This window comes from Lacimicrobium sp. SS2-24 (assembly GCF_002201535.1).
Classification (GTDB): domain Bacteria; phylum Pseudomonadota; class Gammaproteobacteria; order Enterobacterales; family Alteromonadaceae; genus Lacimicrobium.
Window position 1 is genome coordinate 129,756 of record NZ_NIWW01000002.1, and the last position, 24,027, is coordinate 153,782.

The window sequence follows — 24,027 nt, forward strand, 5'->3', positions numbered from 1 at the left end:
TGCCACGAACAGGCTAAGGAATGATGTATGTCACATGCACAGAAAAAAGCCGTGCTCTACAGGATGAAGACCGACGAACACCAGTGTCCCTATGGTCGAAAAACCAAGTATTTTCTTGAGCGTGAGGGATACGCCGTTGACGATCACACCCTGAAAAACCGTGAACAGATTGATGCCTTCAAACAAAAACATGATGTAGAAACCACACCTCAGGTATTCATCGACGATGAGCGTATTGGTGGGTATGAGGAAACCCGGGAGTATCTGGGAAAGCCGCTTGCAGACCCGGATTCGACCAGCTATCAGCCCGTAATCGCCCTGTTCAGCATGACCGCATTGACATCTGTGGCCCTCACCTGGCTGGTGTTTGACACATTGGTTAACGGACAAACGCTGATGTGGTTTATCAGCCTTTCCATGGTGGTGCTGGCGCTATTGAAATTGCAGGATCTCGAATCCTTCTCAACCATGTTTCTCAATTACGATTTACTGGCGAAACGCTGGGTACCCTATGGGTATATTTATCCCTTCGCGGAAGGTCTGGCCGGTGTACTGATGGTAGGTCAGGTCGCTACCTGGCTGTCGGCACCGCTGGCCTTGTTCATCGGCGGTATTGGCGCCGTGTCAGTGTTCAAGGCCGTGTATATAGATAAGCGAGAACTTAAGTGTGCCTGTGTGGGTGGCGCCAGCAATGTGCCACTGGGGTTTATTTCACTGACCGAGAATCTGATGATGATCGCCATGGCAATATGGATGGCGATACCAATGTAAAGGTCACCGGCATCAAGGTGACTGACCCATTATTGCTGGGGTTAATGTTGCTCAGAAGAGGATGATGTCGAACTCTTAGCAGCAAATTGCTCCAGCCTTTTGATCACAGCCTCAGGATAGCGGCTTTGGTAAAGTGCTCGCATACTGCCATCCTGATAGCTTTGCTCAAGGGCTTGCTGCCAACGATCGACGGTGGCCTGTTCATGATCCAGCGAAAATGCCAGGTACAGCTGAATGTCGTCAATAGGGGTGAGTTTTTTCATTTTGGTATTCTGCTCAGCCAGTTCGCTGTTAACAGAGGCAGTAAAGGCATCGTTCCAGGTTGTCAGGTCAACCCGCTTGCGCAGTAACATGTCACGACAATCTTCTTTACTGACGGTAACGATGAGGTTTCTACCCTGAATGAAACCGAGCCTGGCCAGATGATCAATATACACTGAACCGCGGTATTCACAGGCAATGTAATGATCGCTCAGTTTGTTCTTTGGCACTGACGGATCGATGCGGTCTGCGCGGCCATACAGCCAGATGGTGTAATGTTTAAGTGGCCCCACCCATCTGAACCAGTGCTCTCGTTCGGCATTGCGCACGGTTTCAAATATGGCAGTGTTGGCCTCGGTTCTGGCAATGGTTAATGCCCTGGCCCAGGGCATCAGGCTGATTTCAATGGGTTGGTGGAGCCTTTTGGCCAGCAGACGCAGGAGTTCCGTGGTGGGCCCGATGACCCTGCCGGATTCATCAAGATAGCCTCCGGGCGGACTGTGCTCAGTGACAATATGCAACATCGGTGGTTGCAGTGGCTGCTGCTCTGAAGCCCATAAAAATTGAGCACACAGCAAGAGAAGCGCGGCGGCATAACGTATCAAAATAGCACGGCCTTAAATTATCCCTAATGGAATCAGTATTAGCCATGAGCCCTGCCGATGCCACCGATTGCTTCAGAAATACCTGATAAATTAAAAAAACAGCTTGTTGTTTGTGTTCTCGTCTCTCCTTTCAGGAGGAATGTTTTTACTTATCAGCAATTTTGGTCAAGAACCGTGGGTTCGTGGGTTTTAGAATGGCATTGCTAAGGAGACAGTGACGCCTATGACACAGTATCAGCATCGGTTTGTATCAATAGTTCACTATATAGAGGCTCACCTGGATGAGCCTCTTGATATTGATAGGCTGTGCCAGCAGGCTTGTCTGTCCAGGTATCACTTTCACAGACAGTGCTCCGCCTTTTTTGGCATGTCTGTTATATCGCTCGTCAGGTTACTGCGGCTCAAAAGGGCCGCCTTTCAGTTAGCTTTTCGTGATGATCACAAGGTGGTGGATATCGCCCTGGCGAGCGGTTATGAAAGTCATGAAGCGTTTTCGCGGGCCTTTAAAAAGCATTTTTATAAAAGTCCGTTTGAATTCAGAAAAGCGCCTGACTGGGACCCTTGGCACACCCTATATGAACCCGTATTAGCGCTAAGGACGAAGATTATGAATGAAACCGCTGAGTTTAACGTGGCAGTGATTGATTATCCGCAAACACCCATTGCTGTAATGGAGCACAGAGGATCGCCAAACCTGCTGGGAAGTACAATACATCAATTTATAGCGTGGCGAAAACGCAACCATCTTCCTCCAGGCCAGAGCAAGACCTTCAATTTGCTTTACGATGATCCCAGTGTCACAGAGCCAGACAATTTCCGATTCGATATTGGCTGCTCAGTTGATCACCCAGTGAAAGAAAATGACTATGGTGTGGTGAATAAGGTGATTCCGGCTGGAAAGTGTGCAGTGGTCAGGCATATTGGCAGTGATGATGGAATGGGGGCGGCCGTCCACTATCTGTATTCAACGTGGCTACGGGATTCTGGTTTTGAGCTTCGTGACTTTCCGATTTTTCTCGAGCGGGTCAGTTTCTTTCCCGACGTCCCGGAAAAAGACATGATCACCGACATCTATTTGCCGATTCACTAAGTGGTATAAAAGTCGTCTCAACAGACAACGCTGACCATTATGTTTGGGGTGAGGGATGTGATGGTGGGCACCTGACAAAATCAAAAGGATTGAGTGTTATTCAGGAACGGGTTCCTTTTGGCTGTCGGGGGGGACGCCATCTGCATCAAAATGCAGAGCAGTTCTTTCTGATCCTAAGAGGTGAAGCAACACTGGAAGTGCATGGCGCTGTATCCAGTTGCAGGCCAATCAGGGTTTACAGGTTCAGGCCGGGGTTCCTTACCAGCTCATTAATGACACTGATGAGGACGTTATTTTTATCGTGATTTCTGCGCCGCCCAGCCATGGTGACAGGGTGCAAGTTTAGTCAGATATCAACAGGCATTAAAGGCTGACTTCAATCACCTCAGATACGCGACCGACTCCACCGGCTTTGAGTGAGACAATGGTGTCTTTTTCGACGTCCAACTGTACATTGATGCAGCTGGGGGATGAGGGGCGCATGGCATAGCCTTGCTCAATACTCAGGTTTACCGGCTTGTGCTGCAGATGATCGTGCAACAGACAAGCAAGTGGTCCTGCAGCCATGCCAGTGGCTGACTCTTCGGTAATGCCATAACGAGGCGCAAACATTCTGGCACTGGCATCGCGGCCCGGCAGATTGGTTTGTCGGCTAAACACATAAAACCCGATCAGATCATATGCCTCAGACAAGGCTTCAATAGTATTCATATCAGGTGTCACGCCATTCAGGTCGTCCAGGGTGTTCACGCCAATCAGCAAAAAACCGTTACCGGTATTAACAATGACCGGTTTCATGTCTACTTGAGCCGGGCTAAGCCCCAGACTCTGCAGCACAACATCGTCACTATGTGACAAGGCTTGATAACGCGGCGCAGTTTGTTGCATGTAGGCAAGATCGCCGTCTATGCGGATATCACGGATGCCATCGATGGTTTCTTTGGATGTATGAGAGTGAGGCACCAGCCCACGTTGTGACATCAGACTAAAGGCTGCCACCGTGGCATGACCGCAATGGGCTATCTGTCGCTGAGGGGTGAAAAAGTCCAGTTTGAAATCGGCACGCTCAGAAGCCGAAACAAACGCGGTTTCAGACAACCCAACTTGCTGAGCAATCTTCAGTTTATCTGCTGAGCTCAGTGAGTCAGCATTCAATACCACACCAGCCGGGTTACCACCGGATTTACCGTCAACAAAGGCATTTACAATAGTCACTTCAATATTCATTAATGTACTCCAGGTTATGTTTGGAGTCAGGCTAACGACCTGAAGCATACTCTAGGTCAAGCGCTTTTTTAGGCGATGTATTTTTTGCTCGGTTACCTCAATGTAATGGGCAATTTTCTGTTGCTGATCGATTAAATGGCGCAAATGGGTTTCCAGCTGTTCAACACAGGCTGGTGCATCTTTGGCATAAAAGGCATGGGTGTAAGCCTTGATCTTACTCAGGGGCATGCCGGAATTTTTCATACACACCAGCCAATTCAGCACTTCAACATCCTTTTTTGAATACGCTCTGTGACCACTCTCGTCTTTAGGCGCCGGTCGTATTAGGGCCTGCTTCTCGTAGTAGCGGATGGTATGTATGCTCAATCCTGTTTGTTCACTTACGCTGCCTATTTTCATGATTGTCGTTTCAATACTTAGCCTCGAAGAAAGCAGAGTATAAAACATTTCTATTATTCTAGAAATATATTGACGTCAGAGTCTGAGATCGATATGCTCCCGGCATGAACATTAATACTGCAGCATCACAACTGGCTGAACTGGGCCATGTGACACGCCTCGAGATCTATCGGATTCTGGTAAGGGCGGGTGAACATGGACTGGCGGTATCGGCCATTCAGGAGAAGCTGGATATTCCGGGATCGACCCTGTCGCACCACATTAGCCGGATGGTGCGCGTTGGTCTGGTGAGTCAGACCCGCGAGGGTCGGGTATTACGATGCAAGGCACAGTACCAGCAGCTGGATAAGTTAATGCAGTTCCTCTCTGCTGAATGCTGTGTGGATGCGTAAACTATTTAACTAATAATTCGATTAAACTAGAAATATAGATATAAGGTAATGAAAATGAACAATAACTGGCAAGCCGCAATAGACTTTTTTATCTCGACCTTCACTGAACTGGCGCTCTTGTTTCTGGCGGTCAGTTTTATTGTGAGTGCGGTCAATCATTATTTGCCCAGCCATAAGGTTACAGGCCTCTTATCGGGAAACCGGGGGTACGGGATAGCTATGAGTCTGGGAGCGCTGACACCATTTTGCAGCTGCTCGACACTACCTATGATGGTGGGGTTACTCAAAGCCAGGGCGGCGTTCGGGCCCTTGATGGCCTTTTTGATCACCTCACCTCTGCTTAACCCTTTCGTGTTTTCTCTTTTCTGGATCACCTTCGGTGCCAAGGTGACCGCTGTTTACGCGATCAGTGTTATCGCGATAGCCAGTTTGTCAGGCTTTTTACTTCAACATTATCGTTTTGAGCGTTTTATCCGGCCGGAGATCCTGCAAGGTGCCTCTGGATGTGATTCAGCGCCTGAGAAGACTGAAGGTAACACTAACAGCAATTGTAATAGCCAATGTAAAAGCGAACCGACTAACGTCCGCAAACAGCCTCAGAACGTTGCTTTGTTTAACCTGCTGGCGAAAGGTGCCTTCAAACAACTTACCGAATTATTACCTTACATGGTTATCGGTGTTGCCGTGGGTGCGGCATTGCATGGGTTCGTGCCGGTTTCTCTGTTTGAGCGCCTGGCAACACTGCCGTCTCTGTTGCTGATTCCGTTGGCCGCCCTTATTGGCATTTTCCTTTATGTTCGTGCATCCACCATGATTCCAATTGCAGCATCCCTTATTGCCAAAGGATTGAGTACCGGGGCGGTGATGTCACTGACCATTGCCGGCGCGGGGGCCAGTCTGCCTGAAATGATCATGTTGAAAAAAATGTTTCACTGGCCGTTGCTGTTGGCTTTTATCTTTCTTGTTTTAGCGACGGCCTGTATTACCGGCTTCACCATTGAACTCTTATCTGTGTATTAAGGAGCACACTATGATTCATATTCACTCTGACTTTGAAGGCGGTGCTATTCGTGTCATTAAGGCCGATAGCGCTGAGGATATTCAGCTAGAGATAGATAAAGACAACCAGGCCTGTGCACGACAGTGGTTTTACTTTGCTGTGGAGTCTGACAGTCCGGCGTTGCAGACCGTGCGCTTGTTGAATGCGGCAGATGTAAGTTTTACCGGAGCATGGGAGGGTTACCAGGCTTTTGCCTCTTATGATCAGGAGAACTGGTTCCGGGTTAACACCACCTTTGCAGACGGAGAGCTCAGGCTAACCCAGGATGTGGCGCACAGAACCATCTACTATGCCTATTTTGTGCCTTATCTGGCAGCACGACATGAGCAGCTTATTACGTCGCTGCAGTCCAGCCTACCCATCAGCAAAGAGGTGCTGGGCAAGACAGTACAAGGTCGCGATATTGAATTACTGCGTTTTGGTGATGGTCATCCAAACAACAAGAAACTTTGGATAATTGCCCGGCAACATCCGGGTGAGACCATGGCCCAGTGGGTAATGGAAGGGCTGATACAAGAACTGGCCGAAAGGTATGCTGGCGAAGAAGACTCAGTGTCAGGTGTCAGTTTTTATCTGGTGGCTAACATGAACCCGGATGGCGCTGCGCTGGGTAATCACAGAACCAATGCTTCAGGGGCAGATTTAAATCGTCAATGGGCGTCGTCGGAACATAGTCAATGCCCTGAAGTCATGTGGGTCAGGCAAGCGATGACAAAAATTGGTGTTGATGGGTTTGTTGATCTGCACGGTGATGAAGCCATACCGCACAATTTCATTATGGTTGAAGATGGCCATCCTCAGGGAGAGCAGGTTAAACAGGTATTGGCGAGGCTGGATAGCAATTTTCAGACGCAATATGACTATGCTTCCCAGAAAAGGGGATGCGGCGCGTCAACCTGTGGGAGCAAATGTGGTCAGCAGACGGCAACGCAGTTTGTCAGTAAGCAGTTTGGTGTGCCCTCATTATTACTGGAAGCGGCATTTAAGCCCATTTTAAAAGCGGGACAACTGGCCAGATGGGATCACGAGGAGTGCATACAATTGGGCAAGCATCTAGCCTCAGCACTCAACGTACTCTAACACCGATGTGTTAACCAAAGTGGGGATCCGGATATAAGGTATTTACCTCGCCGAGAAAAGAGAGCAGGCCGGGCGGCGAGGTAAAAGACCGGCACATTACCTTGATGTACTTCTGGGCAAAAAGGGTAAAAACAAGCCGGTGATTTAAACGGGGCGCTGAAGTGGTTACCCTGAAAGTAATCAATGCCCTCTGCCACAATGCTAAGCTTGGACGTTCTGGCAAACGCCGCCATTGCTGCGGTCAGTGCCTGACGCTTTTCATCGTTACACACATTTGCTACCAGACCCAAGATGAGAGTTACCTGTTCTGTTTTGATTAAAGGTTCGGCACCTTTATCAAAATGGGCAACTCTCATCTTTTCAAGAAGATATGTCAGATTAAGCCGAGACTAACTCAACTGTGAGCGTCGATAGTCCTCTACGGCTAACCCTCCCACACCCCAATTTTCGAGATCTACTTCAGATATCACCACATGGGTAGTTGCCGGGCTTTTACCTAATTCATTTTTTAATAAATCAGTGACACCGGCAATCAATTTCTTCTTCTGCTCTGTGGTCGCACCTTTGCCATCAGGCCCGCCTTCTTTAGTGATTTGGATGTTTACATATGGCATATTTTTTCCTCATACTCTATCGACTGACTGTATTCAGAAAGGCAGTCTTTAAAAAATTCACGTGAATTTGAACCGGTGACGAGATTCTCATCATCAATTACCCAAGTTGGCACCGAACGTACCCTGAACTTCTTTTTCCTATTAAGGAGACGCTCGTACGCTGTATTAGTTTTACTAACGTCTAATACACTAAGAATTGCCATATCCGTCATTCCAACTGCTTTCGCAAGCTCCGATAAGACCAAAGGGTCACTAATGTTCTCACCGAAAGAATGATACGCGGTCAATATCTTCTCATAGAGTTCCACTGCAACACCTATCTCACCTGCACGAGCGAGAAGCCTGTGCGCAAGATTTGTGTTGAAGTAATGCGTCCTGTACTCAAAATCTATGTTGGCACCAACTGCTTTCACAGTCGCAATAAGCGAAGCCCGATATTCATCATGCTCCTGCTGAGACCATCCATGTTTAACATGGAAATACCTGTCTATCTCCATTCCCTCCGTCCCCATTTCTGGGTTCAGCTCATGGGGAATAAAACCAATGTCTAACTCGATCCCCAGATCATTGGCAGCATCTGTCAAATGTTTGTATCCAATTGCACACCATGAACAAGCAAAATCGTGAATGATCTCGACTTTTAATTTTCTCATGTGCACCCCTTCGGATAATCAGCATACATCTTGTTTACGATTAGCCACTCTTGGTCTTCCCTCAGCAGGCCCAAATAGTCGATATAAATTCTATCGAGAACAGGTACGAAGGCTTTGACCATCGCCTGGTCGCCGATGATCTCAATCGACAAAATCTTCGACCTGAGCTGGTCTCCTCGCAAAGCCGGTATAGGCCTGCTTTGCACCATTTCTAACCACTCGTCTTTAGATCTTCGAATACCCGGAGCCTTGAGTGCACAATCCGATGCAAATAATGTGGACAGCAACTCGACATCTCCGTTATGAAGGCCGTCGAAGTACTTCTGTACGACCACTTCAACTCTCGTTATATCTCCGCTCGTGTTCACTATCCCAACTCCTAATTGGCGACCGTGTCGGCTTCCTTTTGTGACGCTAACTTAAAAGCTTCGCTTTGCTGAACCAACTTAATCATTTGTTGGGCCTTTGGTCCTATATTAATATCAACAGGGAAGTACTGGCCCCAGTCCGAATATACCGTCAGTAGTATATCTGCTGGAGAAACGCTGTGACCTCCAAGGAAGGGACCTTCAGATATTTTGTTCTCTACAGAGAGCCAAATTTTATCAATCGTTTCTGCTGCAGCTTTGAAGAAATCATCCTTTGCTTTTCCTTCTTCCATGTTGGCACTTGCAAAAAACAACCTGCCATATGCAGGATGCATCGTTGCATTTGCCAGCATCATATTCTCGATAGCCTTTTGTCGCGACGCGCCTGCCTTTGCCATGAGATTGTTTTCATGTTTTTCTAACAGGTATAAGATAATTGCCGCACCTTCAGTTAAGTAAGTATCCCCGTCTTTCAGAACGGGCACCATTTTACTGGGGTTAACTGCTTCGAAATTTTTTACATTGCTCACATGAATCAGTTCTGTTTTCTGATTCAACATATTAAGAATTGTGTGGGTCGCAAGTGAGCACGCACCTGGTGAAAAGTAGAGTGAATACATAGTTGAATCCTCATCAGTTGTTGTTAGCAGTAGTGCTACAGGTGCTATGGTGCTATAACCAATTAGAGCAATAAATAGCATCAATGGAATAGCAATAGTGCCATTTTGGAACAAATAAACCATTATGAATAAACTCAGAGGAATGTTCCTGTTCACTCGCCTGGCGGATTTAGGTAGTTTCGCTGCTGTCGCTGAAGAGATTGGCTCAACGTCATCTATGGTGAGCAAGGAAATACAGAAACTCGAACATGAGATTGGTGCGAGACTGGTGCATCGTTCTACTCGCAAAATGAAGCTGACTAGCATCGGTGAGGGGTATTTAAATCGGTGTAAAGAAATATTATCTCAAATCAGAGACGCCGAATCTTATGTGCAACAGATGCAAACCAGCATGCGGGGAAGTCTGAGAATCAACGTCCCTATGGTTCTGGGTATGACGGACCTGGGTTTGGTCCTATCCGATTATATGAAGGCATTTCCTGACGTAAAACTTGATGTTCATCTTGGGGATGAAGATATCGACCTCATAGAACACGGTTTTGATTTAGGGTTCCGCGCCAGCAGCAAACAGTTTGATTCAAATTATATCGGTAAGCGTCTAAAGGCTTTTTCATATCATGTTTGTGGCTCTAGAGAGTATTTGGCAGCGCATCCAAAAATTCAAAGGCCAGAAGACCTAAAGCAACATAATTGCTTCATTTACAGTTACTTTAAGGGAGGAAACGATTGGCCCATAGCGGGAGGTGTAAAGGTAGATGGTAGTTTACGTGTCAACAATACGTTATTTATGAGAGACGCTATAGAGTCAGGACTTGGAGTTGGCTTTCTTCCTAGTTTTGTCGCTGCGCCAGGCTTGCAGAGTGGCAATCTCATCGAGGTTCTGGAAGAGTTCAACAAACCTAAACTGACTCTATATGCACTTTACCCAAACAGAAAACACACCCTTCCTATTTTAACTAAGTGTATTGACTTTATAGAAAATTGGTTTGAAAGGAATGAGCGCCAGACACGCTATTTTTAAGTGCTCAGTCGAATAAAATAAATTTCTTTTATCAGCACTAACTGAAAAAAACGGGCTACGCAAATGTAATGGTAAAGGTGTAGATTACTTCCTCGAATTGGGCGTTGATACTTGCTCTTTCACTACATACTATTGAGAATCTCATCTATATCGCGGTGCGGTTTTTAAGGGGTAGCTCAATATCAATAACTAAGGCTTTATTAAACACCAGGTTTAATTTTGAACTTATTCAGTTTTACTCTCAGCATCCAGAAAATCATGCAGAAAATCACAAGAAGTGGAGGGATGGTAAGATAAAAAGTCCCTTGCAAAGATTCAGGGAAGACCCGTTGCTGACCCATAAAGAAGGAACTCGCTGCGATGTATAAAGGGAAACACATTCTCCAAATATGCCTTACTAATAGGAAGCTCCGGGTAGTTTTAGGTGCAAGTAAATAGCGAATGTCAGACAATACAGCAACAGCACAGATAGCAGTAAAAACATAATAGACCGTTGGGGGAACTTGGAAGCTACCTAAGTTATCAGTAATACCTGAAAAGGCTTTCATTGACAAATAGGTACCAAATATCAAAACCAGCACACCAACAAACAACAGCCCTAACTCACATTCTTTCTTTGTCGGAAGATCTCTCTTGATTGAAATCCAGCCGGATAGCACCAGGTACAAGGTAAGAGCTCCAGATAAGACGGTGATAAAAACCTGGGCGAGTGATGCCATAAATAAACCTGATAAGGCCATAGCCAGCATAGTGTAAACAAACCACGTACCAGACAATTTATGACGCTTCTGTCCCTTTGCAACTATCAAGGCGATTGCACCTGAAATTAGTGCGATGGCTCCTACGACCACATGACCATAAAGTAAAATGCTATAACTCATTTGTCTTATCCGCTTTTTAATGATTAGTTAACCAGGGTGTTTTTTGTTGTTATTTTTACCGAAAAATATTTGTTTTTATTGCTTTGAATTTCCCCTGTTTTTTTCGGTATGGCGATTAATCCCATCAGGCATCCGGTAGGAAGAATATAGTCTTGATAACTAATTTCATTAAGAGGCAATCTGGAAATATCACATTTCCAATATGGAATTAGATCTTTTACTCATGAGGTGATCAAGGTTTTTTACTGTTGCAAAAACTTCTTCAGCAGGCGCTTTATCTCATATCGTCGGATCTGGAAATGATGATGATTTTGCGAGCGGGTGAGATTAAGAGCTCGCGTTAAATGGAGTATTACGGGTGCGTGGAGTTGCATTAGAAAAATCCGATACCCGTTGCCTGATACCGGATTATGAAGTCTTCTAAGAGTTGATCAAGTGAACACTAAATTCTTAACTTATCGGCATTGGCCCTGGGGCCTTTCTCCTACTTCAGGTGAATAGTGACGTTAGAATATATAAATGAATCCAACACCGATTTCGGTCTCATAATTACTTCGTGCGATTGGGCTCTCACGAACGTCGCTGCTGTAGTATTCGAAAAGTGCCTCACCGTAAATCTGCCAATTATCATTGATGTAATGCCGGAAACTATAATCAACGCCAATAGACCGTAATCCACCGCTTAGTGTGGTGGCATCCAAACCTGAAGCGGCAGCTTGTATTGCATCTATGCCAAAGCCATTATTCGCGTATTCACTGTCATGAAAAACTGCAACGAAGTTTACTTCGTATGGCTTGGGCTGTGATGGGGCTCATACCGGCTGATTAAACTGCAGATGCTGAGTACACCTGCGGTTAAGAAGATTACTCTGAGGGCAACAGTTGGAGTTTGGACGTTGCAGAAGCCTGCGCGGCTTCACGAGTAATGGGTGTGCTGGAGGCTTGTTCTGAGATCCATGCAGGGATCTCTGAGTCATAGTGCTGATGAAATATTCGTGCAGCGACACCGCCGGGGAGCGCGGTTAGGATAGCCTGCTGCTCTGCCATATCACTGACTAAGTTGTAGGACGCAAAAAAGGCCGTATCGAAGGGCTGATCAAAGTCATAGCGAGCGCGACGAATCGTATCGCTACTGCCGGACATAGGGTAGTCTCCACCCCCAACCCAACGGCTGCCGAAACCAGAGCGCCGCATTGGGCTGACAAATTTCACACGGTGCACGTCGCCCCAAACGGCATTGTCATCGTATTGTTTGAGGCGCTGTTCTGTGGCTTTAGCCGCAGCAATGACTACATCGGCCAGGTTTTCGACGGTGTTTTTTGTCGCATGATTATCAAACCAGATGCTATGTGGCTCACTAACAAGCAGATGATCGAAGCGTTCTTGCCAAAAATACCAAAGATTCAACATATCCGCCGTTAGCACTTCACCGAGATCATCCTCATATGTGGCGAGCGCCAGCTCCTGATAGAGTGTTTGGAAAAGCAACGTCGCCCTGCTCGTGGTGGTATCCATATAATCCCAATTGGTAAGCGTTTCGGCGAATTCCTTGTATTCGGCTTCTTTCAGCAGTGGTATCAGCATGGGAACAATGCGCTTGGCATGCAAATTCTTAACGTCGTGCATAAAGCGCCAATGGTCATCTGCATTGATCGACTGTTTACCATCCATTAATTCAATCATGCGATCGTATCGATAAGATGGCGAGAAGTAGGTTGAGTAGGTGTAGGGATAATTGGTGGGGCGGGTATCATTATTGGCAGTGCCAGTCCAGCCCCGGTCAGGGTTGAATTCACCGGGCATGTCGTCTTTGGGTATCCAGCGGTACCAATGAGGTTTAGAGTCCGTCACGGGAACCGGTAGAGCACCGGCGCCGAAACGACGGATGGGGATTTTCCCACTGGCGAGGCGACCAAAGTTACCGTCTACATCGGCAAATACAAAATTGAACATGTGGATATCGATTGATTTAACGGCGTCACGAACCTCCGATGCAGAGCGTGCAAACAATAATTTATCGAAACCAATGTCTCGATCGAACGCCACCGCCGCTCCCCAACGTAACGTGACTACCCGATCACCAAGGTCTATGATGCCGTGGTCTGACACTACAGGTCCGCGGTGAGTAGAACGTACGGTGATGATTTCCTCACGGAAGCCGCTGTCGGCGTCTTCATCCTTGATGCGGATCACTTCCTCGCGGCTGTTAAACGGAATCCGCTGATTTCCTTCTAAATAATGCGCATCAGAATCTGTTGCGATGCGTTCAATAAATAAGTCTTGAACATCGCCATAGGCGTTAGTGACACCAAATGCCACACGATCGGTTCGACCAATAACCATGCCGCCAAGGCCCGGTAATGCGGCTCCCGAAGCATGAAAGTCTGGTGTGCTCATACTGATCGGATACCAAACGCCAGGCAACAACCTCGCATCGAGATGGGGGTCGTTGACCACAATGGCCGCGCCGCTGGCTGAGCGAGTGGGCCCAACAACCCAATTATTCGACCCTACCTCAATAGGTGCCAGAAAGTCGTGCATTGTTAAGGGGGTAACTGGCGATATGCGCTTCGTTAGCGTGACCTCATTGTCAAAATTGTTTTTGGGTAACTTAACCGATAGCGCCGCTGGTGTGCGATCGGGATTCACATTAATTGATAGCAAGGTCGCCGCACGTTCTGCTCCCACCGTATCGATCAATGACTGAGCCACGGCCTCAGCTTTCATATTCTTCGATTGTTGCAATGAAATGTATTGAAGAAGCACGGCAGTATCAGCCAAGGTCCATGGCTTTGGGGTATGACCCATTAATGAGAGTTCGATCGGGAATTCGCGCTCTTGGGTGGCGATATACGCGTTAACACCATCAAGGTAATCGCCAACGAACTGCTTAACCTCGGGAGAGAATTGAGCTGCCATTTTGCGGGCGTTGTGCCACAAGCCTATGACGCGCATTTTTTTATCAGAAGCCAGTCCTGCCTCACCGATCAATTCAGAAAGGCGGCCTTTAGCCAGCATTTTGAAGAATTCCATTTGGAACAGACGGTCTTGCGCCGTAATGAAACCCTGCGCGCGCAGCATATCGCGTTTGTTACTCGCTGCGATGTGTGCAATGCCTCGCTCGTCTCGGGTCACCGTAACGCCAGCATCTAAGATTTCTAGGCGGAGTTCGCCATTGGTTTTGTAATCATTAACTTGGTTTAACCACTGTGCAGCGGCAAGCGCGGCGGCGACGAAAGCAATAACGATGAGAATCCATTTTTTCATGCTAACCCTTTATTTACGGCCAATAGCTGAAGTGTTCTTTTAGCCGATATTGCGTAGGGAATTCTTCTCTTTTTGCAAATCCGAAAGAATTTCCTTATTTCCCTTGCTCAGTTCTTGGCGATATTTTTTCGGGGTTCTGGCGAAGTGTTTTTTAAAGTGGGTAAAGAAAGTCGAGGTTGAGTTAAAACCAACGTCAAAACCGACCTCGGTAACCGACGTGTTGAGTTGAGATGCAAGACGGTCAGCTGCTTCAACCACCCGATAGCGATTAACTAAATCATAAAATGAACGTCCAGCGTAACCATTAATGGTCTCTGAAATATGATGTGTAGGGTGCTCTAGCACACTAGCAATGTCGGCGACTTTTAAGCCAGGTTGTAGGTACGCTTTCTCATTTTGCATATAGTCGCAGATTTGCTGCCAAAGGAGAGACGCCGACTCTTGTGTTAAGCTGCTCGTGCGGTATTTGCTCTCTACTTCCTTCGTAAGTGAAGATGAGCTTTGAACAGTCTCTTTTGTCTGAGCCGCCTTTGTCGGCGAGGGCTCAATGAATCCGCCGTCTGCCTTGGTTTGATGGATGGCAAACCACGCAAACAGCAACATGACTAAGGTCGAGCCTAACGCATAGACAGGAGAATGCACATAGCGCTGAACTTGGCCCATAAATCCCAATAAGTCGTAACAGGCCGAAAGTCCCGCCCCAGCCAACATAAAGTACGCCAGTACTTGCAGCCATCGTAGTTGCAGATCTTCAATGGCGGAAAAATGGGCTTTGATGTGTTGGGTATGTTGGCGCAAGGTTTTTAGCGCTAAAAAAGCATAGACACCAATAGAAATGAACGCGGCCCAGCGGTACAAACCTCGATGAGCAATCAGTGGCTCACAGTCATTGGCCAAGTAGCATGCCTCTGCCAGCGTATGCATATTCTGCACGGGGCTCTGCCACCACCATAAAAGCATCAGCAGTGGCGCGGGTAAAAAGTGCAACCAATAACGCCCCCGCCATTGGAACTCGCTTAGTGTTAGGTTGCAGGTGTAGAAATACAGCAGTGGACCAAACAACATTTGTAATGAAGAGAAGAAAAAGCGCTCTCTTTGCCACTGTGGTTGTCCATCAAAGAGCACAAACTGAAAAGAAAATGCACAGATAAGAAGGATTAATGCTGTCGCAAATCGTCGGCTAGTGAGGTCAACTCTTTGATTCTGCGAGATGACAAAGGCAATGCAAACGCCCATCGACACGGTGATCAGTATCAAAAGGCTGCCCAGTGAAAAGAGATAGGGCGTTGCTAGCCATTGGGAAATATCAGTAAGCACATCAAACAGTAATGCTGAACAACCAAGCCCTGATCATAGCGGCATTGAACATGTTATTCATTTATTTATTGCGAATTTGTAAATTCGGAAGAGCGTATCGTGCTCCTTTGTTATTAAGGCAAGGCTTAGTGAAAAAATTGCACAGCAACAGCTAAGTGAAAGCGTCATAACGCTTCAATAAAAATGATATGCACCTTGCCGTAACAGGAGAAGACACGTGAAATATGCCCTATCAGCGATTGCCGTTAGCACACTTGCCTATATAGGCATGGTACCAAGCCAAGCCCTTGCTCAACAGAGTGAGGATGTCGACGAAGTCATCGAGGTCGAGCAAATCATGGTCACCGCCCAGAAACGCGGCGAGAACTTGCAAGAGGTGCCGCTGGCGGTGTCGGTGCTGAATAGTGCTGCTCTTGATCGCAATGGCATTCAAACTTTTCAGGATGTGCAACACAGCACGCCTAATCTCACCATGGCTGTGGCATCGCCTTTTGCGACAACCGTTAACATGCGTGGAATCCCATCCAATCCCAATGGCGTATTTAATTCAGGGGCGAGTCCGGGTTTAGGAATCTATGTTGATGGTGTGGTCTATGCGCGCCCTTCAGGCTTTAACCAAGAGCTGACCAATATCGAACGAGTAGAGGTGTTACGAGGTCCACAGGGGACTTTGTTTGGGCAAAACACCAACTTAGGTGTTATTAACATTACCACCCGCAAGCCAAGCCATTATACCGAAGGCAAAGTTAAAGCGACGGTAGGCAATTATGGATTACGTAAGCTCAACGGCTACATCAGTGGCAGCTTAGTGGAAGACACCGTTGCCGCGGCGGTTTCATTATTCGAGGTCAGTCGAGACGGCTACAGCGAAAACATTGGCGAAGGCAATGATGTCGGTACAGCAGATCGCTTCGGTGGTCGAGTACAGTTTAGAGTAACCCCCAGTGATGCGTGGACTCTCGATATTAACGCTGACTTCCTCAAAGACGACAGCATCCCAGAAGCCGAAAAGTTAGTGGGTTTTGGGCGCGGCCTTGGTTTTATTGCGGGCCTTAATGCTGGGGTAAACATCGCAGATTTTATTACGGATGCCCCTCGGCAGGTGAATATAAACACCGCCAATCACTACGTTTTTCGAGATAACTGGGGGCTAGATGCAACGGTGAGTTATCAGTTTGCGTCAGGCATGGAGTTTAAATCCATTACTGCTAAGAAAATCTATGATGCGAGCCTAGGGTATGACGAGGATGCCATGCCATTAGACTTCAACGTCGGCTTGCAAGGAGAGAATACCGAGCAGTTTACTCAAGAGTTCCAATTGATTTCACCGGCCGAGAATGATTTCCGCTACGTACTTGGCGCTTACTACCTAGACAACGAGTCTGAAAGTATTCAGGACTTCGTAACCCCGTCAGGCGTTATGGGCATTCCCACTGGCTTACCCGCCCCCCTCCCTCAAACACTTGGTTTCTTACCCGGAGAAGGGGTCACCAATAGTGGCAGTGTTGTCACTAAAAGCTCAGCCATTTTTAGCAATGTTAATTATGACCTTAATGATGTTTACAGCGGTTTCTTAGGTCTACGTTTCTCTGAAGTGGAAAAAGACATGATATTCCGTCAGGACGGATTTGCTTCTACGTTACCTGGCATCTTCCTCAACGGCTTTGTGGATATACCGGAAACTCAACAGCGCCAAGAGGATGATTTTATGTCTTGGACCTTTGGTTTAAATGCTCAAGTTGCAGACAACAGTATGCTGTACGGAAAAGTCTCCCGCGGCTACAAAGAAGGAGGGTTCAACTTCCGACCTCAAAGCCTGTCAGCAATTGGTGGTGACATTGACAACCCTGAGATGGACTTTGGTCGTGAGGAAGTCACCAGTTATGAAATTGGCGCCAAGAGTGACTTGCTCAAGCGCCGGCTGCGGCTGAACCTAGCGGCGTTTTATTTGGATTACGAAGATATTCAGACACGAGTCGTAGAGCCCGAAACAGGGGTAAACCGTGTTGTGAATGGCCCAACGGCGACTAGCCAAGGTGTTGAAGCTGAGGTTAACTTCCGAGCAACCCGTAACCTGACACTTAATGCCAGCTTGGGTTATTCAGATGCCGCCTTTGATGACTTTTCCAACTGTTCCAGAGACATTGACTGTACCGGCAACCAACTTCCCGGTGCGGCCCGTGTGACGTCTAATATGACGGCAACCTATACCACCATGTTGGACACCGACTGGGAAATGTACGCCTCTGCTAATTACTCATATCGCAGCAGTATGCACTCAGACGCGCAAAATCTGGATGTAACGGAGTTGGATTCGAGTCGTTTGATCAACGCGCAGTTAGGTTTTGTATCGCCTCAGGGCGATTGGGATGTGCTGTTCTGGGCGAAAAACCTTGCCGATGAAGACATTGCCGTCACTCGCCGTGATCAGTCCATTTCTGAACTTGGCTTGTCGACAGTGGTTTACCAAGCCCCTCGTACCTTTGGTATTACGGTAACCTACAATTATTTTTAGGTTTTGACCAAAAGTGAGAAAACCGTCAGTGAGTGTGCGGTTTTCTCACCTTAATCACTGGATAAATAGACCGCACTATTCCTCTCTCGGCAGAGAAACTCTGATCGCAGGTTGGCCCACAAATTACATCGGCTTATTATTAAGAAATATTTTTGGGGGCCGGTCACTATAGGCTGGCTCTGCTCAGAAACTGAGAAATGGGTAAAACATCATTCCACTGTCAATTCGACGATTCGTACTTCACCTAGCGCTAGCGGCGAACCAAAACCACATTTTGGTGAGCGTTGTGATAATAATTTTGAAATAGTCAACTGGTAAGGCCTGAGATTTCCCGACACTTTTTATGGTAAAAATGTAACTTAAACCATAAGAGGTAAATCATGGGTTCAGGTATCCGTTACTCGGATGAATTTAAACAAGAAGCAGTAAATCAGGTTGTCCTTCATGGCTACAGCGTTGCTGATGTCGCAAAGCTGCTCGATATCAGCACAAAGAGTCTCTATGACTGGATGAAGGTGTTCTCAAAGTCTCCCAGGAAACGCCAGGAAGATGAAGATCTTCGAGCAGAAGTAGCGAGGCTGAAGCGAGAGCTTAAGCGGACACAGCAAGAGCGAGACATATTAAAGGAAGCCGCGGTGTTCTTTGCCGGCGAGTCAAAGAGCGGTACCCGTTCGTAAAATCTCGTAGTACCGATTATCCGGTGAGATTGTTGTGCAGAGCCCTTGAGTTGCACCCTAGTGGCTATTACGAGTGGCTGCAACAGCCCCAAAGCCAGCGAGACAAGGATGATAGTCGTTTACTTGGTGCCATCAAGCAGTTCTGGTTGGAAAGCGGCGGCCATCATGGCTATCGCAATCTGCATTTAGATCTTCTGGAAGCGAATATCCCGTGCGGTCGTGACCGAGTGTTACGGCTAATGCAGCAAGCCGGTATTAAAGCCCAGCGAGGATATAAAGCGCCAACGGGGCGTTATGGCGGAAAGCCGGATGTTGTTGCTGCCAATATGCTTAACCGCGATTTTACTGTGACAACGCCTAATCAGTGGTGGGTAAGCGACATCACCTATATTCATACGCATGAAGGCTTCTTGTTTTTAGCGGTCGTAATGGATTTATACGCTCGCAACATTGTTGGCTGGTCGATGAGTGACAGAATGACAGAAGAGCTGGTGATGGATGCGCTGACCGCTGCTTATTGGCGGAGAAAACCAGCAGATACGGTTTACCTGCATTCTGACCAGGGCTCTCAATATAGTAGTCGTAGCTTCAGAAAGTTACTCAATACACTGGATGTTCAGCCCAGCATGAGTCGGCGAGGTAACTGCTGGGATAACGCAGTAGCGGAGAGTTTCTTCAGCAATCTAAAGAAGGAGAAGATCAGGCGTATCAAATACAAAACCAGAGATGATGCACGACAAGCGATGTTTCATTACATTGAGATGTTTTACAATCCAAAACGTCGGCACACAAACAACGGGCGATTGTCACCGACTAAGTATGATCGGCAGTATTTTAAGGATATGGAAAGTGTCTAGTAAACTCAGGCCTTACCAGTATGATACTTTAATACTTAGTATGAGACTTTATTACTCTCTTACAAAAAAAGGGCCTTGCGGCCCTTTTCTTATTCTACGGTAACGGATTTAGCCAGGTTTCTTGGCTGGTCCACATCAGTGCCTTTGATAATGGCCACATAGTAGCTCAGCAGTTGTAGTGGCAAGGTATACACAATAGGCGCAATGATGCTGTCCACGTGGGGCAGGTTAATCACCCGCATGCTGTCATCACTCTCAAAGCGCGCATCTTTGTCGGCAAACACATACATGATACCGCCGCGGGCGCGTACTTCTTCCACATTGGATTTGAGCTTTTCAAGCAGCTCGTTGTTGGGCGCCACTACGATCACCGGCATTTCATCGTCGATCAGCGCCAGCGGGCCGTGTTTCAGCTCCCCTGAGGCATAGGCCTCGGCGTGGATATAAGAGATTTCTTTAAGCTTGAGCGCTCCTTCCATGGCGATGGGGTATTGATCGCCACGGCCGAGGAATAAGCTATGGTTTTTATCGGCGAATTCTTCCGCCAGCTTTTCAATCTCATCACTCAGGGCCAGGGTCTCTTCCAGTTTGGCGGGCAGGCTGTGCATGGCCTTGATAATATTGTCGTGCTCCGCTTTATCCATGTTATTGAACTGACCCAGCGCCAGTGTCAGCATCATCAGTCCGGTCAGCTGAGTGGTGAAGGCTTTGGTGGAGGCCACACCGATTTCGGCGCCCGCCAGAGTCATAAAGGCCAGATCCGACTCGCGCACCAATGAGGAGCCAGGCACATTGCAAATGGTCATGCTGGCGGCATAGCCAGAATCTTTGGCAAGGCGCAGCGCGGCCAGGGTATCGGCGGTTTCACCGGACTGGGAAATGGTCACCAGCAGGCTATTGGGGTGTACAAAGGATTTGCGATAGCGAAATTCTGAAGCGATCTCGACGTTACAGGACACATTGGCATATTGCTCCAGCCAGTAGCGGGCGGTCATGCCTGAGTGATAACTGGTACCACAGGCGACAATCTGCACATGCTTAATGTCTTTGAGAATATCCTCAGCCCGGGCACCGAAAATCCGTGCATCTACCCCCTGCTGAGTCAGTCTGTCCTGCAGGGTATTGCGCACTACGGTAGGCTGTTCGTGGATTTCCTTGAGCATGTAATGGCGGTAACCGCCTTTGTCGCCGGCATCATGTTCAATATCGGAGTCATGCACCTGACGCAGCACTTCGTTGCCATTTTTATCAAAAACATGCACCTGAGTACGGCTAATTTGCGCCACGTCACCTTCTTCGAGGAAGATGAAGCGCCGGGTAACGGGTAACAATGCCAACTGATCCGAAGCAATAAAGTTTTCATCAATGCCCAGACCAATCACCAAGGGGCTACCTGAACGGGCGACTACCACTTTTTCGGGATCGGCTTTATCCATCACCACGGTGCCGTAGGCGCCATGGAATTTGCTTACGGCGTTCTGCACTGCTTTGAGCAGGCTGTCGGTACTCTTCAGTTCATGTTCAACCTGGTGTGCGATGGTTTCGGTATCAGTATCTGAGGTAAATACATAGCCTTCCCCGCGCAGGGTTTCACGCAGGCTCTGATAGTTTTCAATAATACCGTTATGAACCACAGCAATGCGTTCATTGGAAAAGTGCGGATGCGCATTGGCTTCAGTGACACCACCATGAGTCGCCCAGCGGGTGTGAGCGATACCGGTGAACCCTTTTATGGGGTCGGCAGCAATGGCATCCGCCAGTTCCTGAACCTTGCCGGTGCGGCGCATGCGGATCAGGTTGTTTTCTGCGTCCAGTACGGCAACCCCTGCCGAATCGTAACCCCGGTATTCGAGGCGTTTGAGTCCTTCGAGTAAGATACTGACCACATTACGTTCGGCCACTGCCCCTACGATTCCACACATAATTTACTCCGTCGTCTGTGTTGTGGCGCAGATTACTTCAACGCCCTGTTGTTCTATTAGTCGCCGCGCGTCGGCGGGTATTTGATCATCGGTCACCAAGATGGAGATATCCCCCCAGGGAAGCTCCAGATTGGGAATTTTTCGTTGTAACTTTTGTGACTCTGCCATCACTATAACCTGTACCGCCACATCTGCCATGACCCTGGATAATTGCGTGAGCTCATTGAAGGTGGTGGTGCCCAGATGAGGGTCTAGCCCTGCGGCCCCTACAAAGGCCTGGTCGAAATTGTAGGCCCTGAGCATTTGTTCGGCCATTTTGCCCTGAAAAGAGTGCGACTGGTTATCCCAGGTGCCCCCTGTCATCAGTACCGTGGGTTCGTTTTCCAGTTCCAGTAGCTGATTGGCCACGTGCAGCGCGTTGGTCATGACCACCAGTCCGCGTTTGTCATTCAGCAAGGGCAGCAACGCCGATGTGGTATTGCCACTGTCGATAATAATGCGATTGTGATCCCGAATGAGCTGGCTGGCAGCCTGTGCGATAGATTTCTTTCGTTTCGAAACTTCTTGCTCATTCAGTTCGCTGGTCTCTTTGGGCAATAATATGGCGCCGCCATATTTGCGCACTAACAAACCGGTTCGCTCAAGCTCACTGAGATCTTTTCTGATCGTGACCTCTGAGGTGGCGAATTCTGTCGTCAGCGCATCCACCTTCACTTCACCCTGAGAAATCAGGCGATCCATAATGGCGCGTCGGCGTTGTTGTGTGTTTCGTTTCTGCATCAAACCGAAAATATAAATTTCAAATCGAAAGTTATGGTAGCGAAGTTTACCGTTGATGCAAGTGTTTTTTACACCCGGTAAAAAAATAAGCAGGAGATGTCAGTAACAGCGAGTGGTGCACAATTTGATGGAATGCGTACGCGGTGCCCGTCAGTGAACACCTTCTTTTCCCCTCGGTTCGGGTTCAGAGAAAGCCCGGGCCGAGGGGGAATAAGGGGATATAACGAGAGATTATTTCTTCTCGGGACGTTGCCAGCCCTGAATATTGCGCTGCTTCCCTCTGGCTACCGCCAGCTCACCGTCATCCACTTCGCGGGTGATGGTGGAGCCTGCGCCAACCGTGGCGTTCTTACCGATCACGGCCGGTGCCACCAGTGAGGAATTCGAGCCAATGAAGGCGCCGTCTTTAATGATGGTTTTAAACTTATTCACCCCGTCGTAATTACAGGTAATAGTGCCGGCGCCAATGTTGACCCCGTCACCCACCTCACTGTCGCCGAGGTAGGTCAGGTGGTTGGCTTTGGAACCCTTGCCGAGGACCGATTTCTTCATTTCCACAAAGTTGCCCACCTTGGCCTTTTCTTTCAGGCGGGCGCCGGGGCGTAAGCGAGCAAAGGGGCCCACCTGACAGTGAGTGCCCACTTTTGCATCTTCCACTATGCTGTTGGCCTCAATCACACTGTGATCGCCAATGTCACAATCAATGAGTGTGCAGTTCGGGCCAATCACAACATGGTTACCCAGGCGCACATTGCCCTGCACAATCACATTCACATCGATCACCACGTCTTCGCCTGTTTCAAGGTTTCCGCGCAGGTCGAATCTTGCGGGATCGCGCAGGGTGACGCCCTGCATCATTAGCTCTTCAGCTTTGCCATGCTGATAAGCGCGCTCAATGGCCGCCAGTTGCTTACGGTTATTGATGCCTTCTACCTCCACCGCACTGGTGGGGTGGGCCGCTTTAATGGTTTTTCCTTCCTCTGCAGCCATGGCAATCACATCGGTCAGGTAGTATTCACCCTGTGCGTTGTCATCACTGAGATTGGCCAGCCAGCGCTTGAGGTTTTTGCCGGACATGATCATCATGCCGGTATTAATTTCTGTGATCTGGCGCTGTGCCTCAGTGGCATCTTTGTGCTCAACAATGGCTTTTACCTGGTCACCGTCGCGAATGATCCGTCCCATACCGGTGGGATCGTCCAGTTCGACCGTTAACAAGGCTAAATCGGCGTGTTGTTTGACATCCAGTAACGTCTGTAAGGTGCTCACCTTAATCAGTGGCGCATCGCCTACCAGGATCAGTACGTCTTCATCATCTTTTATCTGTCCCGCCGCTTGCTGCACCGCATGGCCGGTGCCCAGTTGCTCGGCCTGCAGACACCAGTTCAGTGTATTGTGACTCAATGCCTGTTGCAGCTGCTCGCCACCATGTCCGTATACTAAATGAATGGTATCGCTGCCCAATGCCGTTACGGTATCAATAATATGCTGTACCATTGGCTTATGACCAATAGGATGCAACACTTTCGGTAATGAGGATTTCATGCGGGTTCCTTTACCCGCGGCGAGAATGACAACAGAAAAAGCCATGTTAAGTCCTTGTTTTATGTCGACACTGCTATTCTAACTAAGGGATGGCTGAGTTAGTAC

21 protein-coding genes and 2 pseudogenes are annotated in these 24,027 nt (G+C 48.0%); 9 read left to right on the plus strand and 14 right to left on the minus strand.

What is annotated here, in order from left to right; all coding sequences use genetic code 11:
* Positions 1-27 precede the first annotated feature (27 nt).
* Entirely contained in the window at positions 28-771 is a 744-nt protein-coding gene (locus CCY32_RS04335; RefSeq protein ID WP_088329372.1) for a glutaredoxin family protein, read from the plus strand.
* Between the two features lie 41 nt (positions 772-812).
* On the opposite strand, the gene CCY32_RS04340 is transcribed toward CCY32_RS04335, so the two are convergent.
* Positions 813-1,556: a transporter substrate-binding domain-containing protein gene (locus tag CCY32_RS04340; protein ID WP_141096172.1), complete on the minus strand. Its 744-nt coding sequence runs from the start codon at positions 1,554-1,556 to the stop codon at positions 813-815.
* A 304-nt stretch (positions 1,557-1,860) separates the two neighbouring features.
* Here CCY32_RS04340 and CCY32_RS17330 point away from each other — a divergent pair.
* Together CCY32_RS17330 and CCY32_RS17335 are read left to right on the plus strand one after the other, a co-directional pair.
* Positions 1,861-2,169: pseudogene (locus CCY32_RS17330) on the plus strand (AraC family transcriptional regulator); the annotation flags it as partial.
* A gap of 75 nt (positions 2,170-2,244) precedes the next feature.
* Positions 2,245-2,727, plus strand: coding sequence for a GyrI-like domain-containing protein (locus CCY32_RS17335; protein ID WP_246840540.1), 483 nt, complete (start codon positions 2,245-2,247; stop codon positions 2,725-2,727).
* Positions 2,728-3,090: 363 nt separating this feature from the next.
* On the opposite strand, the gene CCY32_RS04355 is transcribed toward CCY32_RS17335, so the two are convergent.
* Positions 3,091-3,954 carry a PhzF family phenazine biosynthesis protein gene (locus CCY32_RS04355; protein WP_088329375.1) on the minus strand — a complete coding sequence of 288 codons (864 nt, stop codon included), beginning with the start codon at positions 3,952-3,954 and terminating at the stop codon, positions 3,091-3,093.
* Positions 3,955-4,005: 51 nt separating this feature from the next.
* Positions 4,006-4,353, minus strand: a complete 348-nt coding sequence (locus CCY32_RS04360) for a MerR family transcriptional regulator (protein ID WP_088329376.1) — start codon at positions 4,351-4,353, stop codon at positions 4,006-4,008.
* A gap of 104 nt (positions 4,354-4,457) precedes the next feature.
* On the opposite strand from CCY32_RS04360, the gene CCY32_RS04365 reads away from it, so the two are divergent.
* From CCY32_RS04365 to CCY32_RS04375, 3 genes are read left to right on the plus strand one after another with little or no spacing between them, the layout of a single operon-like run.
* Positions 4,458-4,745 (plus strand): helix-turn-helix domain-containing protein, encoded by a 288-nt coding sequence (locus tag CCY32_RS04365; RefSeq protein WP_088329377.1) that lies wholly within the window; start codon positions 4,458-4,460, stop codon positions 4,743-4,745.
* Between the two features lie 54 nt (positions 4,746-4,799).
* Complete coding sequence (locus CCY32_RS04370; protein ID WP_088329378.1) at positions 4,800-5,765, plus strand: permease; 966 nt, start codon at positions 4,800-4,802, stop codon at positions 5,763-5,765.
* Positions 5,766-5,775: 10 nt separating this feature from the next.
* Entirely contained in the window at positions 5,776-6,885 is a 1,110-nt protein-coding gene (locus CCY32_RS04375) for a M14-type cytosolic carboxypeptidase (protein ID WP_088329379.1), read from the plus strand.
* 389 nt (positions 6,886-7,274) lie between these two features.
* Here CCY32_RS04375 and CCY32_RS04385 read toward each other — a convergent pair whose 3' ends face one another.
* Genes CCY32_RS04385 through CCY32_RS04400 form a run of 4 tightly spaced genes read right to left on the minus strand, consistent with a single transcriptional unit; the run spans position 7,275 to position 9,140 of the window.
* Positions 7,275-7,499 carry a 4-oxalocrotonate tautomerase family protein gene (locus CCY32_RS04385; protein ID WP_088329381.1) on the minus strand — a complete coding sequence of 75 codons (225 nt, stop codon included), beginning with the start codon at positions 7,497-7,499 and terminating at the stop codon, positions 7,275-7,277.
* Complete coding sequence (locus CCY32_RS04390; protein ID WP_088329382.1) at positions 7,487-8,152, minus strand: DsbA family protein; 666 nt, start codon at positions 8,150-8,152, stop codon at positions 7,487-7,489. The genes CCY32_RS04385 and CCY32_RS04390 overlap by 13 nt, the downstream gene beginning before the upstream one ends.
* Positions 8,149-8,520, minus strand: a complete 372-nt coding sequence (locus tag CCY32_RS04395) for a nuclear transport factor 2 family protein (RefSeq protein ID WP_210401680.1) — start codon at positions 8,518-8,520, stop codon at positions 8,149-8,151. Before CCY32_RS04395 ends, CCY32_RS04390 begins: the two co-directional genes overlap by 4 nt.
* An 11-nt stretch (positions 8,521-8,531) precedes the next feature.
* Positions 8,532-9,140 carry a glutathione S-transferase family protein gene (locus tag CCY32_RS04400; protein WP_088329696.1) on the minus strand — a complete coding sequence of 203 codons (609 nt, stop codon included), beginning with the start codon at positions 9,138-9,140 and terminating at the stop codon, positions 8,532-8,534.
* Positions 9,141-9,264: 124 nt separating this feature from the next.
* On the opposite strand from CCY32_RS04400, the gene CCY32_RS04405 reads away from it, so the two are divergent.
* Positions 9,265-10,161: a LysR family transcriptional regulator gene (locus CCY32_RS04405; protein WP_088329384.1), complete on the plus strand. Its 897-nt coding sequence runs from the start codon at positions 9,265-9,267 to the stop codon at positions 10,159-10,161.
* A 200-nt stretch (positions 10,162-10,361) separates the two neighbouring features.
* Here CCY32_RS04405 and CCY32_RS04410 read toward each other — a convergent pair whose 3' ends face one another.
* The 4 genes and pseudogenes from CCY32_RS04410 to CCY32_RS04425 form a co-directional block, all read right to left on the minus strand.
* Positions 10,362-11,042 (minus strand): DUF2306 domain-containing protein, encoded by a 681-nt coding sequence (locus CCY32_RS04410; protein ID WP_088329385.1) that lies wholly within the window; start codon positions 11,040-11,042, stop codon positions 10,362-10,364.
* Between the two features lie 506 nt (positions 11,043-11,548).
* A pseudogene (locus tag CCY32_RS04415) lies at positions 11,549-11,809 on the minus strand (MipA/OmpV family protein); the annotation flags it as partial.
* Between the two features lie 97 nt (positions 11,810-11,906).
* The gene (locus CCY32_RS04420) at positions 11,907-14,309 is read right to left on the minus strand and encodes a penicillin acylase family protein (protein WP_088329386.1); all 2,403 of its coding nucleotides are present in this window, start codon (positions 14,307-14,309) and stop codon (positions 11,907-11,909) included.
* Between the two features lie 39 nt (positions 14,310-14,348).
* Entirely contained in the window at positions 14,349-15,626 is a 1,278-nt protein-coding gene (locus CCY32_RS04425; RefSeq protein WP_088329387.1) for a helix-turn-helix domain-containing protein, read from the minus strand.
* Between the two features lie 217 nt (positions 15,627-15,843).
* Here CCY32_RS04425 and CCY32_RS04430 point away from each other — a divergent pair, with 217 nt between their 5' ends.
* Positions 15,844-18,141, plus strand: a complete 2,298-nt coding sequence (locus CCY32_RS04430; protein WP_088329388.1) for a TonB-dependent receptor — start codon at positions 15,844-15,846, stop codon at positions 18,139-18,141.
* Positions 18,142-18,521: 380 nt separating this feature from the next.
* Positions 18,522-19,675 (plus strand): IS3 family transposase gene (locus tag CCY32_RS04435; RefSeq protein ID WP_246840529.1). Its coding sequence is split into 2 segments (ribosomal slippage): positions 18,522-18,762 and positions 18,762-19,675, totalling 1,155 coding nucleotides; the frame shifts between segments, so codons are not numbered across the junction.
* A gap of 89 nt (positions 19,676-19,764) precedes the next feature.
* Here the strand turns inward: CCY32_RS04435 and glmS are convergent.
* The 3 genes from glmS to glmU form a co-directional block, all read right to left on the minus strand.
* Complete coding sequence (gene glmS, locus CCY32_RS04440) at positions 19,765-21,597, minus strand: glutamine--fructose-6-phosphate transaminase (isomerizing) (protein WP_088329390.1); 1,833 nt, start codon at positions 21,595-21,597, stop codon at positions 19,765-19,767.
* Positions 21,598-21,600: 3 nt separating this feature from the next.
* Complete coding sequence (locus tag CCY32_RS04445; RefSeq protein WP_088329391.1) at positions 21,601-22,377, minus strand: DeoR family transcriptional regulator; 777 nt, start codon at positions 22,375-22,377, stop codon at positions 21,601-21,603.
* 231 nt (positions 22,378-22,608) lie between these two features.
* Positions 22,609-23,967: a bifunctional UDP-N-acetylglucosamine diphosphorylase/glucosamine-1-phosphate N-acetyltransferase GlmU gene (glmU, locus tag CCY32_RS04450; protein ID WP_088329392.1), complete on the minus strand. Its 1,359-nt coding sequence runs from the start codon at positions 23,965-23,967 to the stop codon at positions 22,609-22,611.
* Positions 23,968-24,027 lie beyond the last annotated feature (60 nt).

What these genes read in the sequence shown, in the direction of transcription:
- CCY32_RS04335 (WP_088329372.1), top strand. Translation starts at nt 28, where the DNA reads ATGTCACATGCACAGAAAAAAGCCGTGCTCTACAGGATGAAGACCGAC.
- CCY32_RS04340 (WP_141096172.1), bottom strand. Translation starts at nt 1,556, where the DNA reads ATGTTGCATATTGTCACTGAGCACAGTCCGCCCGGAGGCTATCTTGAT.
- CCY32_RS17335 (WP_246840540.1), top strand. Translation starts at nt 2,245, where the DNA reads ATGAATGAAACCGCTGAGTTTAACGTGGCAGTGATTGATTATCCGCAA.
- CCY32_RS04355 (WP_088329375.1), bottom strand. Translation starts at nt 3,954, where the DNA reads ATGAATATTGAAGTGACTATTGTAAATGCCTTTGTTGACGGTAAATCC.
- CCY32_RS04360 (WP_088329376.1), bottom strand. Translation starts at nt 4,353, where the DNA reads ATGAAAATAGGCAGCGTAAGTGAACAAACAGGATTGAGCATACATACC.
- CCY32_RS04365 (WP_088329377.1), top strand. Translation starts at nt 4,458, where the DNA reads ATGAACATTAATACTGCAGCATCACAACTGGCTGAACTGGGCCATGTG.
- CCY32_RS04370 (WP_088329378.1), top strand. Translation starts at nt 4,800, where the DNA reads ATGAACAATAACTGGCAAGCCGCAATAGACTTTTTTATCTCGACCTTC.
- CCY32_RS04375 (WP_088329379.1), top strand. Translation starts at nt 5,776, where the DNA reads ATGATTCATATTCACTCTGACTTTGAAGGCGGTGCTATTCGTGTCATT.
- CCY32_RS04385 (WP_088329381.1), bottom strand. Translation starts at nt 7,499, where the DNA reads ATGCCATATGTAAACATCCAAATCACTAAAGAAGGCGGGCCTGATGGC.
- CCY32_RS04390 (WP_088329382.1), bottom strand. Translation starts at nt 8,152, where the DNA reads ATGAGAAAATTAAAAGTCGAGATCATTCACGATTTTGCTTGTTCATGG.
- CCY32_RS04400 (WP_088329696.1), bottom strand. Translation starts at nt 9,140, where the DNA reads ATGTATTCACTCTACTTTTCACCAGGTGCGTGCTCACTTGCGACCCAC.
- CCY32_RS04405 (WP_088329384.1), top strand. Translation starts at nt 9,265, where the DNA reads ATGAATAAACTCAGAGGAATGTTCCTGTTCACTCGCCTGGCGGATTTA.
- CCY32_RS04410 (WP_088329385.1), bottom strand. Translation starts at nt 11,042, where the DNA reads ATGAGTTATAGCATTTTACTTTATGGTCATGTGGTCGTAGGAGCCATC.
- CCY32_RS04420 (WP_088329386.1), bottom strand. Translation starts at nt 14,309, where the DNA reads ATGAAAAAATGGATTCTCATCGTTATTGCTTTCGTCGCCGCCGCGCTT.
- glmS (WP_088329390.1), bottom strand. Translation starts at nt 21,597, where the DNA reads ATGTGTGGAATCGTAGGGGCAGTGGCCGAACGTAATGTGGTCAGTATC.
- CCY32_RS04445 (WP_088329391.1), bottom strand. Translation starts at nt 22,377, where the DNA reads ATGCAGAAACGAAACACACAACAACGCCGACGCGCCATTATGGATCGC.
- glmU (WP_088329392.1), bottom strand. Translation starts at nt 23,967, where the DNA reads ATGGCTTTTTCTGTTGTCATTCTCGCCGCGGGTAAAGGAACCCGCATG.